The 14,023-nt window shown below is 58.5% G+C and carries 10 protein-coding genes, 1 tRNA gene and 2 pseudogenes; 4 read left to right on the forward strand and 9 right to left on the reverse strand.

Annotated elements, in window-relative coordinates; translation table 11 throughout:
- Nucleotides 1–28 precede the first annotated feature (28 nt).
- The 3 genes and pseudogenes from BBAG_RS08655 to BBAG_RS08850 form a co-directional block, all read right to left on the reverse strand.
- A complete protein-coding gene (locus tag BBAG_RS08655; RefSeq protein ID WP_231855923.1) occupies nt 29–352 on the reverse strand; it encodes a uracil-DNA glycosylase family protein in 324 nt (107 codons plus the stop codon).
- A gap of 228 nt (nt 353–580) precedes the next feature.
- Nucleotides 581–625: pseudogene (locus BBAG_RS08845) on the reverse strand (hypothetical protein); the annotation flags it as partial.
- A gap of 25 nt (nt 626–650) precedes the next feature.
- Nucleotides 651–773, reverse strand: a pseudogene (locus BBAG_RS08850) (hypothetical protein); the annotation flags it as partial.
- 20 nt (nt 774–793) lie between these two features.
- Here BBAG_RS08850 and BBAG_RS04975 point away from each other — a divergent pair.
- The 3 genes from BBAG_RS04975 (at nt 794) to BBAG_RS04985 (ending at nt 2,943) form a co-directional block, all read left to right on the forward strand.
- Nucleotides 794–1,165 carry a hypothetical protein gene (locus tag BBAG_RS04975; protein ID WP_003826679.1) on the forward strand — a complete coding sequence of 124 codons (372 nt, stop codon included), beginning with the start codon at nt 794–796 and terminating at the stop codon, nt 1,163–1,165.
- Between the two features lie 104 nt (nt 1,166–1,269).
- Nucleotides 1,270–1,674: a GNAT family N-acetyltransferase gene (locus BBAG_RS04980; RefSeq protein ID WP_003826681.1), complete on the forward strand. Its 405-nt coding sequence runs from the start codon at nt 1,270–1,272 to the stop codon at nt 1,672–1,674.
- A gap of 255 nt (nt 1,675–1,929) precedes the next feature.
- Nucleotides 1,930–2,943: an aldo/keto reductase gene (locus BBAG_RS04985; RefSeq protein WP_033508084.1), complete on the forward strand. Its 1,014-nt coding sequence runs from the start codon at nt 1,930–1,932 to the stop codon at nt 2,941–2,943.
- A 22-nt stretch (nt 2,944–2,965) separates the two neighbouring features.
- Here BBAG_RS04985 and BBAG_RS04990 read toward each other — a convergent pair whose 3' ends face one another.
- Nucleotides 2,966–3,571 carry an isochorismatase family protein gene (locus BBAG_RS04990; RefSeq protein WP_003826685.1) on the reverse strand — a complete coding sequence of 202 codons (606 nt, stop codon included), beginning with the start codon at nt 3,569–3,571 and terminating at the stop codon, nt 2,966–2,968.
- Between the two features lie 255 nt (nt 3,572–3,826).
- On the opposite strand from BBAG_RS04990, the gene BBAG_RS04995 reads away from it, so the two are divergent.
- Nucleotides 3,827–3,897 (forward strand) — tRNA-Gln (locus BBAG_RS04995).
- Nucleotides 3,898–4,309: 412 nt separating this feature from the next.
- On the opposite strand, the gene BBAG_RS05005 is transcribed toward BBAG_RS04995, so the two are convergent.
- The 5 genes from BBAG_RS05005 to BBAG_RS05025 form a co-directional block, all read right to left on the reverse strand.
- Nucleotides 4,310–5,332, reverse strand: a complete 1,023-nt coding sequence (locus tag BBAG_RS05005) for a ribose-phosphate diphosphokinase (RefSeq protein ID WP_003826689.1) — start codon at nt 5,330–5,332, stop codon at nt 4,310–4,312.
- A gap of 175 nt (nt 5,333–5,507) precedes the next feature.
- On the reverse strand, nt 5,508–7,487 hold the full coding sequence (locus tag BBAG_RS05010) for an acyltransferase family protein (RefSeq protein WP_282631456.1): 1,980 nt from the start codon (nt 7,485–7,487) through the stop codon (nt 5,508–5,510).
- Between the two features lie 380 nt (nt 7,488–7,867).
- The gene (locus tag BBAG_RS05015) at nt 7,868–9,094 is read right to left on the reverse strand and encodes an acetate/propionate family kinase (protein WP_033508082.1); all 1,227 of its coding nucleotides are present in this window, start codon (nt 9,092–9,094) and stop codon (nt 7,868–7,870) included.
- A gap of 240 nt (nt 9,095–9,334) precedes the next feature.
- Entirely contained in the window at nt 9,335–11,041 is a 1,707-nt protein-coding gene (gene pta / locus BBAG_RS05020; RefSeq protein WP_003826696.1) for a phosphate acetyltransferase, read from the reverse strand.
- Nucleotides 11,042–11,217: 176 nt separating this feature from the next.
- Complete coding sequence (locus BBAG_RS05025; RefSeq protein WP_003826697.1) at nt 11,218–13,695, reverse strand: phosphoketolase; 2,478 nt, start codon at nt 13,693–13,695, stop codon at nt 11,218–11,220.
- Nucleotides 13,696–14,023 lie beyond the last annotated feature (328 nt).

Below are 14,023 nucleotides of genomic sequence, written 5' to 3' on the forward strand. Positions count from 1 at the left end.
GGACAATACCGGCAACGTTTTGACCATATTATTCGGGCTGCATTACGGCTTTGCCGGAAGCCACTCGGCCGACGCAGCTGTACGCCTCTACAAGCTCTGGCAGCTTGGCGCCGGCGTTCGTCGGATTGGTGGACGGTAGTCGAGTCATCGGCACATTGTCCGACCCATGCGTCTGTAATAACGGAATGCAGAGTCGCTGGTACAGCTGCGCAGCCTTCGCGCCAGTGGTAAATATATGGGAGATTTGCGACTGCCGGAGCATATCGGAGAAATCGTTGGGCACGGCGTTACGGATGCTGGCATCGCTTGCGCCTTCGATATCGCAGGATACAATCACATCCCATAACGCCATATGGTGACGCAATGCGAAACCCTTACATGTCCGTACTGTTTGTATGGGATCCGTATTTTCGCAGAGGCAGCTATCGTCGTGGAACACGGCCGCCATGACGGGCCAGAAACGATTGCGCGGATGGCCATAGTTGAACCATCCGACCAAGTCTTGCATGACCGTGGTGTTGAGGCTATACACGATGTTCTGCCCATGCCGTTCGTCCGTTACAAGACCGGCGTTCCTGAGCGTCGCCAGATGATGGCTGAGCGATGGTTTGCTGATGTCGAAAATGCTCCGCGAGCTCCCCCGCGGTCATGTCCCCCGCGCGTAGCAACTCGAGAATGCGCCTTCTCGTGGGGAAGGCAACACCAATGTCGAAAACAGCATTTTCCAGTAGACTTGAGAACGGTTCCATGCCACGGGCAGCATGGGCAACCATAGAAGACAGGGGCCTGACGGATGGAATACATTCGAATCACCAAGGACAGCATCGACGCGGAGCACATCTGCTGCGCCATGTCCGGCAAACAGGCCCTGGCGAAGAAAGAATGGCTCAAACGGCGTTTCGATGAGGGACTGGTCTTCTATCGAAGCGCGGAACGTGGAAAATGCTTCATCGAATACATCCCCGCGGAAAACGCGTGGGTTCCCATCCAAGCGGACGGGTACCTCCATATCAACTGCCTGTGGATCGCCGGCGCCATGAAAGGACACGGATGCTCTAACGACCTGCTGAGAGAGTGCGTAAAAGATGCGAAGGAGCGAGGACGAAAGGGACCGTGCATCCAGTCCGACAAGAAGTTCCTGAAGCTCGCAGGCGTGCAGGCCTGAGAAGGACAACGATGATGAAAGCGAATACCGATTCCGGTAATCATAATGATGGAGGAAAACCATTGATGGAAGAACAGGTTTCAACATTGCCGCGCATCCGCCCCATGATTATCAGCGACTACCCGCAGGTATACGCATTGTGGTCCCGGTGCGCGGGCTTCTCCATGAAGGATGCAGACGACTGCGAGGCCGCGATCCGCAGGTTCCTCGAACGCAATCCGGACACTTGCTTCGTGGCCGAGGATAGCACCGGGGAAATCATCGGGGCCATTCTCTCCGGGCACGACGGCAGACGCTCGCGCATCTACCACACCGCGGTAAACCCGGACGCGCGCGGCATGGGGATCGGCTCGCTGCTGGTCGGACATGTGATCGAAGCTCTTCGGACGCTTGGACTGCCGAAGGTCGCCGTAGGCGTATATGCGGATAATGAAGCCGGCAACGAATTCTGGGAACGTCAGGGGTTCCAAGTGCGCGACGATCTGGTCTACCGCGAACTACCGCTCTAGGGATTCGGCTGAACTGAACCGTTCCGGGCGGTCGAATATTCCAACCACCCATCGTTGCAACCGGACAAGAAGACGCATCACGGCGATGGAATGCCTTATCCACGTTCCACATGCGCAAGGCCACCTTCCCCTGCCATCGAGCCGGCACGCCACGATGCGCGCCCACTGCGACTGCAATGCCACATGTTGCGATATGGTCAGACAAATGAGTATTTTGATTGGCGGATAACCACAAACAGCATTCAAAGGAGAACCATGCTCGAAACAACCACCGTCTACACGCCGTCGCCGACCCGATACGACAGCATGACCTACAACCACTCGGGAACAAGCGGCCTCAAACTCCCCGCCATATCCCTCGGTTTCTGGCATAACTTCGGCGACATCACCCCGTACGGCACCATGCGCCGAATCGTGTTCACCGCATTCGACAACGGCATCACCCACTTCGACCTGGCCAACAACTACGGCCCCGAACCAGGAGCAGCCGAAAAGAACTGCGGACGACTCCTGCACGAATACTTCCAACACCACCGCGACGAACTCATCATCAGCACCAAAGCCGGCTACGAAATGTGGCCAGGCCCATACGGCGACCTCGGTAGCCGCAAATACCTGCTCGCCTCGCTCGACCAAAGCCTCGAGCGTCTCGGCCTCGACTACGTTGATGTCTTCTACCACCACCACATGGATTCCTCAACTCCGCTCGAGGAGACCATGGGAGCACTCGCCACGGCCGTGAGCAGCGGCAAGGCGCTGTACGTGGGTCTGTCCAACTATGACGGTCCGACACTCGAAAAAGCCGCCGCCATCTTGGACGAGCTGCATGCGCCCTTCATCATCAACCAGAACCGTTACAACATCTTCGACCGCACGGTCGAGAACAACGGGCTCAAAGAAGCCTCGCACCGTCTTGGCAAAGGGCTGATCACCTTTTCTCCGCTCGCCCAGGGGCTGCTGACCGATCGGTATCTGAACGGCGTCCCGGCGGACAGCAGAATCGCCCATGATGGACGATTCCTGCAGGAAAGCGCGCTGACGCCGGAAAAGCTGCAGCAGATTCGCGATCTGAACGATCTGGCTGCCGAGCGTGGGCAGACCTTGGCCGAAATGGCGTTGGCCTGGCTGCTGCACGATGGCATGGTCACATCGGTGCTGGTCGGCGCGTCCCGTCCGCAGCAGCTCCTCGACAATATCGGCGCGCTCAGAAACACCACATTCAGCGATGAGGAACTTCGCCGCATCAACGAAATCTCCAAGCTCCGATAACCCTTACGGAGCCGGCAAACAATCAGTCGAGTACGACACCCGCCTCACGCATCTGCCGGCGGGCGTCAACGCCAAGTTCCTCACTGACAGGCTCGGTCAGTTCCTCGATGACATGTGTCTCGTAACCGAGCTTCCTCGCATCCAACGCGGTTTCCTTCACGCAATGCGATTCCGCCAATCCGACCACGTCCACACGAGTGATGCCAGCGGCTTCCAACGCGTTCGCCAGCGTCCTGCCGGCGGTCAGGTCGGCGGCGACCTCCTCGCGCGTGGGGATACGGTCGGTGTTGTCCTCCAGACCTTCGAAGCCGGAATACGATGGCGAATACTGGCCCTTCTTGAAATGATGCCCGATTCCCAAAGCCGCGATCGCGGGATGCAGTCCGGCGTTCGCGGTGCCGGCCTTGCCGTGCACCGGCCACGTGTCCACGTAATCGGGATCGTCCGACCAGTGCCTGCCGGGTTCGACATGCCAGTCCTGTGTGGTGGCGACATACGAGTATTCGTTGCGATGAGTCTCCACATATTCCGCGATACGCTCGGCGACCGCGTTACCGCCTTCCACGCCGAGTTCTCCGCCCTCGCAGAACGTCGGCTGCACATCCACGATGATCAACGCCTTCGACATGGTCTTCTCCTTGCTGCTTTCGCGATTCGTTTCCGCATCGGCCCGTCCGAGCCGGCGGAATTCCTGCCAGTATACGTTCTTCCACGCTCTAATGCCATGGTGAAGTTCCTATGACGCGAATCTCGAAGAAATGGCGCTTCTACCGATTCTTTGGTGCGAGTCTCGTGAAACGCTTTTCCGACACGCGGTATCAAGCATTGGCAACATATGGCATAATTGACATTTGGCGGAAAGCCTTACGGTTTTTAACGCCGTTCCCCCATGGTGTAATGGCAGCACACGGGTCTTTGGAACCCTTTGTCTTGGTTCGAGTCCAGGTGGGGGAGCTTGAGGGAGATATGCGGAGGCATGTAGTTATGCCTCCGCATATTTTTTACCAAATACGCTCGGCCGTATTGAGCATAATCAGATTTCCAAGGCGTCGAACATTTCATCGGCCGTATGGAACCTGTGTCGGATGGACTGTCGAATATCTCGCCGTTGGCCAAGCGAATGCGGTGTTCTTCGGTTACGTTCGCCGTGGCGGTTATGCCGGCATACCGGCTTTCCAGCATGTCTCCGCTTACGAGGATCCCCCGCTTGCAGATCAAAATCGATGGCATTCTGTTCGCGCGCGCTTCGGTTCATATCCCGATTGCGTGGAAGCCTGCATAACCTGCTCCCCCGCAATCGGGATATGCCCACACCTGCAATGCGGTATCGGCAAACATCACAACGCTGCTGTTGAAAATCACAAAATCAGGCGAACAGGAATCCCTGGCCGTGATGCTCCGGGTAGGTGTCGAACAGTTCCGCGACGGAACCGTCTTCGAACACGGCGCGGATGGCGCTGGCTAGCAGCGGCGCGATGGAAAGGACGGTCAGGCCGTCCCAGCGCTTCTCTTCCGGAATCGGAACGGTATCAGTGAGTACGACCTCGCGTGCACCGCAATTCTTGAGGCGTTCCACGGCCGGGCCGGAGAGCACGCCATGCGTGGCGACCACGGTCACGGACTTGGCACCAGCGTTCTTCAACACGTTGCATGCGCCGGCGATGGTGCCTGCGGTGTCGATCAGATCGTCGACGAGCACGCAGTCCTTGCCTTCCACGTCGCCGACGACGCGGTTGGCGACCGCCTGGTTCGGACGGGTGATGTCGCGGGTCTTGTGCACGAAGGCGAGCGGGCCGCCGCCAAGACGCTGCGCCCACTGTTCGGCCACGCGGATACGGCCGGCGTCTGGGGAGACGACGGCGACGTTGTCGAGCTGGCCTTGGAAACGATCGCGAATGTAGTCAACGAGCACCGGCATGGCGATAAGATGGTCGACCGGGCCGTCGAAGAAGCCCTGGGATTGTGCGGCGTGCAGGTCGACGGACATGATGCGGTCCGCGCCTGCTGTTTTCAGCAGGTCGAAGACGAGACGGCAGGAGATGGGTTCGCGGCCGCGGTGCTTCTTATCCTGGCGGGAGTAGCCCAGCAGCGGGCATACGGCGGTAATGGAGCGGGCGGAGGCACGCTTGAGCGCATCGATCATGATGAGCTGTTCCATAATCGCCTTGTTGATTGGCTGGTAATGGCTTTGCAGTACGAAGACGTCGGCGCCACGCACGGATTCGGTGTAGCGCACATACATCTCGCCGTTGGCGAAATCGTATGCAGTGGTTTCGAGTACATCAATGCCGAGTTGATCGGCGACATCCTGAGCAAGTTTCGGATGAACTCTTCCCGTTACGAGAATGAGGTTTTTATCTGGCTTCCCTTCAAGGATTGCGCTCACCATTATCTCCCAAAAGTTTTGTTAGTCATGGGCTTGTAAGCCCCCAGTGTAGCGACCAACACCGACGGCAACACTCCCCGGCGATTATCCCCCTGCTCACCCCCGCCCTAGCAATATCGCCATACCGGCAGGCGAAGAGCTCGGAAAGCCGCGACCGATCTCAACGGCAGGCCCGAACTCAATGGCCGGCGGCGATCCAGCCATCAATTGCCTGCTTCACCGCTTGCGCGTAGATATCGCTGCCGATAACCGGGTGGATGCCGTCACCAAACGATATCTGGTCCAAATGCTGATTGGCCATGGCGTCCCAATCCACCAGCACCGTATTGCCTGCATGACTATTGACGTAATCGGCGAACATCTGGTTGTTCACGCCGATCCACGCCCGATTGCCATGCGCGTTGACCAGTACCATCACCCGATCATCGCCAAGTTGCTGGTGCAGCTGGTCCAGTTGTTCGACGGTGACATAGCCGTTGGTGCTCAGGCCGACCACCACCCATTGACGCAGGTTGTTCGCTGCGGCATCCGCTTGGGCGATCTGTGACGCCACAGCCATGGAGCGCGAGACTTCGGCATTGATATCGATGCCGGGGAATACCGCGCCGAGCCCGTCGGCGCTGGCCAGCATGACGGAGTCGCCTATGGCGGTCATCTGGTTGCCTGTCGGCGCAACATGCTTGGGATGTTTCGGCTGTACCTTGCCGGCGCTCTTCTGCTCGGCCGGCTTGGCCTGCTCAGGTTTTGCCGGTTGGACGGGCTTGGCTGGCTGGCCTCCTTGCGTCTGCTTCCGGCCACGTTCGAGCTTGTGCGACTGCTGTTCAAGCTGAATCTGCATCTGTGTTTTCCCCGGGGCGTCATTGATGGCGCGCGCGCAGCCGATCATGGCGACCACGACAAGCACATCGACAAGCACTGCACGCAGAATCTGCAGAATCTTGTTCTCTTCGGGGCTGACCGGGTATGGGAAGATCGCATAGGATGTGGAATGGCGTGCAATGGGCTGTTCAAGCAGGTACCACGAGATGGCGGAGCACAGTGCGGTCAGAACCAACGTCACCGCAAGCACCCAACCGTTGTTGCGCGGATTGCCCTTGCCCAATAACGCCGAAACGATAATCCATATCGGCCAGTGCCACAGGTACACGCCGTAGGAATGACGGCCGAGAGCGGCCAACGGTTTGAACAGCATCAGATCGCGCATCCAGGAGTTCACGCTGATCGTCCCCGCAATAAGCACTACTGAACAGATGCTGGCGAGAATAATACCGCCGCGGAACGCAAAATCGTCCTGTTTGCCGCAAAAACACAGGGTGCAGAGCATCATAAGCGCAATGAAGCCCAGAGCCGGGGCCACTGCGACGCTCATGCCGGATGGCGGTTGTGGCGGTTGCAGATGCGACTGCGCGGCAGGCAACGGCTGCATACTCTGGGCGGTCTGCCGCGCAGGGCTCGTCAGGTTAGCCGATGCATTGACGGGCTGGGACACCGGTCGGTAATGGTTATATTCATAGGTGCACACGCACCATGCGAATGCCACACCCAGCATCAGGCCAGTGGAGTGCGTGTCCGTACCAAAATACACACGCGTGGGATCGCCGCCCGGTTGGTATAGCACCCACATCAGCGTGCCGCTGACTGCGGCAAGTACAAGAGGAACCGCGACCGAAAACCTTGTGGCGCGTAAACGCCACATGACCCATACCACGAATGGCAGCACCACATAGAACTGCAATAGCACCCCCACGAACCACAGGTGGCGTAAAAGCTGAGGGGTCAGCTGGTCGAAGTAGCTTTGCCCGCCGATAATGGCATGCCAGTTGTACCAGCCGGTCAACGAGCTGAGCACCTGGCCGAAGATATTCACCAATGCGTCCCTGTCGAGCAGGCCGGCGAACGTCACCATCGCGGTAACGGCAAGCAGCAAGGCCGGGTACAGTCGCGCCAATCGACGCTGCGCATATCGGACGTAGTTCAGCTTGCCCTTACGAAACAGTTTGCGGAACATGCTCGCCGCCATAACGAAGCCCGCCACGGTAAAAAACACATCGACGCCGTAGAAGCCGCCCGGAAGCCTGCCCTGCGTGCAGTGGTAGGCGACAATGGCCACCAATGCCAAGCCCTTGATGCCATCCAGTCCGACGAATTTCCTCATCATGCGCGGTGTCCTCTTCTCTCCATTTATATGGAACATGGCGCTACGAATACCGTTTGTCTCTTCCGTGCTGCAGAGCGGTGGTCGTATTCATGCGTTATGCAAACAGGGTTAATCATACTGTTGGCATCCCCTAATTCGGTACCCCCGTTTCCCACCCATTCAAGCTGCCATTCATTTGCCTTTGCCAGGTCTTGTCCCACCGCATATCAGCCTGTTTGCCTGCGCTCTTTGACGGAACCTGGCACATAGGCAGGCAGAGCAAAAGAAAAGGGTTCCGGCACATTGGTATGTGTCGGAACCCCTGACTTGCTAAAGTCTCACAAACAATATGTCATTGCCGTAAGACCCCTCTTAAGCCGTGTCGCTTATTGCGGTATGATTCAGGCGACCTTGGCGCCGTAGTAGTCTTCGCCGGCCTCCGCGATGGCTGCGGACTTGCGGGCGATGGCCAGCTCCTCGTTGGTCGGGATGACGCAGATGGTGACCGAGGAATCCGGAGTGGAAATGATGCGCGGCTCCTTGGAACGGGTGGCGTTCTTCTCCTCGTCCAGCTTGACGCCGAACGGAGCGAGCTTATCGCACACCATCTTGCGGACCACGTCATCGTTCTCGCCGACGCCTGCGGTGAAGGTGATCACGTCGACACCACCCAGCTGGGCGGTGTAGTTGCCGATGTAGCCGACGATGCGGTGCACGTAGACGTCGAGGGCCAGCTTGGCGTCCTCATTGCCTTCCGCGACCAGGCGATGCACTTCACGCAGATCGCCGTAACCGGTCATGCCCATCATGCCGGAACGCTTGTTGAACAGGGTGTCCAGCTCATCAACGCTCATGTGGGCGTTGCGGATCAGGTGGAACACGACTGCCGGGTCGATGTCGCCGGTACGGCCGCCCATTACCAGGCCTTCCAGCGGGGTCAGGCCCATGGAGGTCTCGATCGGCTTGCCGGAGATTTCAGCGGAGGCGGAAGCACCGTTGCCGACGTGCAGCACAATCTGCTTGAGGCCTTCGGCCGGCTTGCCGATGACGGACGGCACCACGGAGGAGATGAACTCGTGGGAGGTGCCGTGAGCGCCGTAACGACGGATGTGGTACTGATCGGCGACTTCCTTGTTCAGCGCGTAGGTGCTGGATGCCTTCGGCAGCTGGAAGAAGAAGGAGGAATCGAACACGAAGACCTGCGGAACATCCGGCAGCAGGGCACGCATGACTTCAGCGCCCTTGGCCTCCGGGCCGTTGTGCAGCGGGGCGAGCACAGCCAGATCCTTGACCTGGTTGATGGTCTTGTCGGTGACGAGAGCCGGCTGCGGGAAGATGGAACCACCCTGAACCACGCGGTGACCGACGGCGACGATGCCTGCGTCGGACAGCTTCGGGCCGAACTCATCGAAGAAGCCAAGAACGCGCTTCAGACCCTGCTCGTGATCGTGAATCGGCTCTTCAAGCTCATGCTTTTCGCCGTTGTACTCGTGCTTGTAGTGGCCGTCGACAGGCTCACCGATCTTTTCGACGAGACCGGAAGCGATACCTTCACCGGATTCAAGGTCGACCAGCTGGTACTTGATCGAGCTGGAGCCGGAATTGATAACAAGGACGGTTTTTGCCATTGTGGGCATCCTCCAATTGTTGTACTGTTCCGCACACACGGATTTCCACTGCTCAGATTACTCTTCGCATCCTACAAAATCCCCTCTCTTCACCGCCGGCTCGAGCCATCCGGCACATCGGCATGCCCCACAGACGCCAGCGAGGCCGGGTCGATGACGCATCCTGTCGAATTGGGGATGCGCAACCGATTCCGGCCTCGTCGAACGGTCAGCGGCAGACTAACGCTTTGTCTGGTCCTGCTATCGCTGCGCCTCCACTGCCGTCAAAGCCACAGTGTTGATAATGTCCTGTACCGTAGCGCCACGGGACAAATCGTTCACTGGCTTGTTCAGGCCCTGAAGCACCGGCCCAATGGCAACCGCGCCGGAGGAACGCTGCACCGCCTTGTATGCGATATTGCCGGCGCACAAATCCGGGAACACGAATACATTCACGTGACCGGCCACATCGTTGCCTTTCGCCTTGGTCGCTGCGACGGTCGGTGACCAAGCGGCATCGAACTGCACGGAACCAACCACCTGCAGATCCGGAGCCTTCTGACGGACCAAATCGGTAGCTTCCTCGACCAGATCGACATCCGGACCTCTGCCAGAGCCCAAGGTCGAATACGACAGCATACCGACCTTCGGCTCGAGACCAAATGCCGCAGCGGTTTCAGCGGACTGAATGGCGATATCGGCCAGTTGCTCGGCATTCGGATTGAGGTTGATGGCGCAATCGGCGAACACGGCAATATGATCCTTGAAACACATGAGGAACGAGCCAGAAACCAACGATGCACCCGGCTTGGTCTTAATGACCTGCAATGCGGGGCGCACGGTATTGGCCGTGGAATTGACGGAACCGGAGACCAGACCGTCGGCTTTGCCGAGCACCACCAGCATGGTGCCGAAATAACTGGCATCGGTAAGCTGTTTGCGCGCCTGTTCCTCGGTCATGCCCTTCTTGGCTCGCAGCTCGCATAGTTTGGCGACCATGGGCGCAAGCACCGTCTCATCATCCATGGCCTGGAACTTCGCCTTGCCCAACGAGTTGAGTCCAAGTTCCTCGCCCCGTGCCAGAATCGCCTCTTTATCACCGACGATAATGAGATCCACGATGTCACGCTCAAGCAGGTAATCGGCGGCCGCGATAATGCGATCTTCGGCGCCTTCGGGCAGCACGATGGTTTTCCTGACGGCTTTGGCCTTGCCCAACAAGCCATATTGGAAGGCATACGGAGTAACCGGGGCCTTAAAAGGCGCCTCAAGCGCGGCATGAACCTCGCTTGCAGGAACGTTTCTGGCGAAGGCTTCAGCAGCCTTTTCAGCAGCATCATCCTCTTCGAAATCGACCTTGGGCAATACCCACGTCGGCACATCGGCATCGGCGAAGAACGCCTTCAGATCCGGGATCTGCTCCTCGTCCGCTCCGGTAACGAAGACGCCGAGCACTGCGCTGCCGTGCTCCTCCACTGTCGCAGTGCATGCCTTAATGGTTTCCCGCACCTGCTCGGGCGTGCGATTGATGGTGCATACCGCAAGGAATACTGGGCTTTGCAAATCAGCGGCGACATCGGCGTTGAAGGCAAAGGTCTCAGGGTCGTTGACACAGCTGTGATCTGTGCCGACTATCACCATGGCTTCGGTGTCGATGGCTGCGACGGTGGTTTCATATGCTGCGACGATATCGGCACGAGAACCGTTCTTGTCATGTCGCGCACGTTTCGGGCACACTCCCCTGGCCTGTTCGATGGTTTCGCCGACGTTGGCGGCATCAAGCAGGGTTTGGGTGAAGGTCTCTTTCTTGCACACGGCCGGGCGGAATACGCCGGTCTTCTGTGTGGATGCCAAAGCCCTGACAACGCCAAGCGCCGCGACATTGCGGCCATTGGCTGCTTCGGGACTGATGATGGTTACGGTAGTAAGACTCACGTTGTCTCCTATGCACTGAATTGGTTTCGGCATCGCGTTGCCACGCCGCTGTAATCGCTACCAATTGTAATGCCGGTTCGGTGAACACCGTGTTTTCCGCGCATATCCCGCGTTTCCTCCAATACCAAAAAGGTCCGAGGAATATTCCTCGGACCTTTTCTACTCAGCACCGCGTTGTTCGGTGTGAGACAAGCGCTAGGCTTCTAGGCTCACTCGTTATCGCCAGCGGTTGCGGCGGTAGCGGAGACAGCACCCTGCTTGTTGGTGTTCACGCCGGAGTAGACCCAATCGGTGTAATCCGGGTGATCGTAGCCGTTGTCGACAGCGAACTGGAAGGCTTCGGTACGGAAGGCCTCGAGCTCGTTGATCTTGTCGGCGTACTTGTCAGCGTCGATCATGCGCAGAGCTTCGGCAACGAGCTCGTAGCGATCGATGTTGTTGACGCGCACCATGTCGTACGGGGTGGTGGTGGAGCCCTGCTCCTCGTAGCCGTGGACGTTGAAGTTGTCGTGGTTCGGGCGATCGTAGATCAGACCACGCACGTCGCGAGCGTAGGAGTGGTAAGCGAACAGGACCGGCTTGTCCTCGGTGAACAGCTCAGCGAACTCCTCGTCGGAGAGGGCCTCGTTGTTCTCCTTGGCGGACTGCAGCTTGACCAGATCCACAACGTTGACGACCTTGAACTTGATGCCCATGGCGTCCAGCTTGTCGGCAGCGGCCATGATTTCCTGAGTCGGAACATCACCGGTGGCGGCGAGCACGATCTGAGCCTCGTCGTTGGACTTCGCGGTGGAAGCCCACTCCCACTCGGCAGCACCCTTCTCGAGCTCGGCGCGAGCCTCGTCCAGGGTCAGCCAGGTGGCGGCCGGCTGCTTGCCGGCGATGATGGCGTTGATCTTGTTGGTGGACTTGTAGCACTTCTCGGCGACGGCCAGCAGCATGTTGGAATCCACCGGGAAGTAGATGCCGATCACGTGGTCGTTGTTGAAGCACTTGTTCAGCAGGACGGAGGTGACACCCGGATCCTGGTGGGAGAAGCCGTTGTGATCCTGACGCCACACGTGGGAGGACACAAGCAGGTTCATGGAGGAGATCGGCTTACGCCACGGGATCTCGCGGACAGTAGCCTCCAGCCACTTGGCGTGCTGGTTCAGCATGGAGTCGATCACGTGGACGAAGGACTCGTAGGAGCTCCAGATGCCGTGACGACCGGTCAGCAGGTAGCCCTCGAGGAAGCCTTCCATCTGGTGCTCGGACAGCTGCTCGGTGACCTGGCCGGTGACAGCCATGTGCTCATCGACCTGCTCGGACAGGTAGCCGGCGTCCCACTGCTTGTTGGTCACTTCGTAAGCGGCCTGCAGACGGTTGGAAGCGGTCTCGTCCGGTCCGAAGATACGGAAGTCGTCCGGGTTGTTCTTGATGATGTCGCGGGTGTAGACGCCCAGGCGGCGGGTAGCTTCCAGCTGGCCCCAGCCGTGGCCGTACTCCTGGACTTCCTTGACCTCGTAGTCCTCGAGCTTCGGGAGCTTGAGGTCCTTGCGGATCACACCACCGTTGGCGTTCGGGTTGGCGCCGATGCGCAGCTCGCCTTCCGGCATGAAGGCGGTGACGTCAGCCTTCACAGCACCGTTCTCGTCGAACAGCTCTTCCGGCTTGTAGGACTCGAGCCAGTTCTTGAGGACCTCGAAGTGAGCCTCGGTATCGCGGGCGGAAGCCAGCGGCACCTGGTGGGAACGCCAGGAACCCTCGGTCTTCTTGCCGTCGATGAACTTCGGGCAGGTCCAGCCCTTCGGGGTGCGGAAGATGATCATCGGGTAGAACGGACGATGCACATCGTCGGTCTGAGCGGTGGCCTTGATCTCGCAGATCTCGTCGAAGATGGACTCGAAGAGCTCGGCGAAACGACGGTGGATGGACATGTGGTCCTCATCGTCGAAGCCAGCGACGAACTCGTACGGCTCGTAACCCATGCCGTGGAAGAACTCGTGCAGCTCTTCGTCGGAGATGCGGGACAGGATGGTCGGGTTGGCGATCTTGTAGCCGTTGAGGTGCAGGATCGGCAGCACGATACCGTCGGTGCGCGGGTTGATGAGCTTGTTGGACTGCCAGCCGGTAGCCAGCGGGCCGGTCTCAGCTTCGCCGTCGCCGACGATGGCCGGGACGAAGAGGGACGGGTTGTTCATCACAGCGCCGTAAGCGTGGGACAGAGCGTAACCCAGCTCGCCACCCTCGTGGATGGAGCCCGGGGTCTCCGGAGCGTAGTGGGACGGGATGCCGCCCGGGTAGGAGAACTGGCGGAAGAACTTCTGCAGGCCAGCTTCATCCTTGGTGATCTTCGGGAAAGTCTCGGTGTAGGTGCCGTCCAGGTAGGACTGAGCGGTACCGGCCGGGCCGCCGTGGCCCGGGCCCATGATGATCACGGTGTTCTGCTGGTGATCAGCGATGAAGCGGTTGATGTGGCCGATGAGGAAGTTCAGGCCAGGGGTGGTGCCCCAGTGGCCCACGAGACGATGCTTGACATCTTCGCGGGTGAACGGAGCCTTCATCAGCGGGTTGCTGCGAAGGTAGATCTGGCCGATGGACAGGTAGTTAGCAGTACGCCAGTACTTGTCAACGCCTTCAAGGGCTTCCTCAGAAACGGGAGCGTCGAGCTTCTTCCAAGGGGTGCCAATAACAGGATTCGTCATGTATACTCCTGTAACTCCTGCACAAGTTGTGCGATTGATTATTACATTCGGTCGCGTGGTTTCCGCAGGCCTCTCAACCCCTGGACCCTCGCGTCCAATCGGTTTTTATGGTACGAGCAACGTTTGACGTTTTGGACGGTTTTTTTCGTGTGTGTTCGTAAAAGTAAGCTAAATGATGCATTTTGTAATGTTTTGCTGTGTGATTTGTGAATCGCGTTAATCGAACATTACCTCTCATAAATGGCTAAATTCCAGTGTTTTCTTAGCTAAAGAGAACATATGCCACGTTCGTTTTGTGCATATCTACAATCGGCGTGTTGTCCTGAAT

It is taken from the genome of Bifidobacterium angulatum DSM 20098 = JCM 7096, from assembly GCF_001025155.1.
Taxonomy (GTDB): domain Bacteria; phylum Actinomycetota; class Actinomycetes; order Actinomycetales; family Bifidobacteriaceae; genus Bifidobacterium; species Bifidobacterium angulatum.

Excerpts from the sequence above, each read along its gene's own strand:
- BBAG_RS08655 (WP_231855923.1), bottom strand. The coding sequence starts at position 352 with ATGGCGTTATGGGATGTGATTGTATCCTGCGATATCGAAGGCGCAAGC.
- BBAG_RS04975 (WP_003826679.1), top strand. The coding sequence starts at position 794 with ATGGAATACATTCGAATCACCAAGGACAGCATCGACGCGGAGCACATC.
- BBAG_RS04980 (WP_003826681.1), top strand. The coding sequence starts at position 1,270 with ATGATTATCAGCGACTACCCGCAGGTATACGCATTGTGGTCCCGGTGC.
- BBAG_RS04985 (WP_033508084.1), top strand. The coding sequence starts at position 1,930 with ATGCTCGAAACAACCACCGTCTACACGCCGTCGCCGACCCGATACGAC.
- BBAG_RS04990 (WP_003826685.1), bottom strand. The coding sequence starts at position 3,571 with ATGTCGAAGGCGTTGATCATCGTGGATGTGCAGCCGACGTTCTGCGAG.
- BBAG_RS05005 (WP_003826689.1), bottom strand. The coding sequence starts at position 5,332 with ATGGTGAGCGCAATCCTTGAAGGGAAGCCAGATAAAAACCTCATTCTC.
- BBAG_RS05010 (WP_282631456.1), bottom strand. The coding sequence starts at position 7,487 with ATGATGAGGAAATTCGTCGGACTGGATGGCATCAAGGGCTTGGCATTG.
- BBAG_RS05015 (WP_033508082.1), bottom strand. The coding sequence starts at position 9,094 with ATGGCAAAAACCGTCCTTGTTATCAATTCCGGCTCCAGCTCGATCAAG.
- pta (WP_003826696.1), bottom strand. The coding sequence starts at position 11,041 with ATGCCGAAACCAATTCAGTGCATAGGAGACAACGTGAGTCTTACTACC.
- BBAG_RS05025 (WP_003826697.1), bottom strand. The coding sequence starts at position 13,695 with ATGACGAATCCTGTTATTGGCACCCCTTGGAAGAAGCTCGACGCTCCC.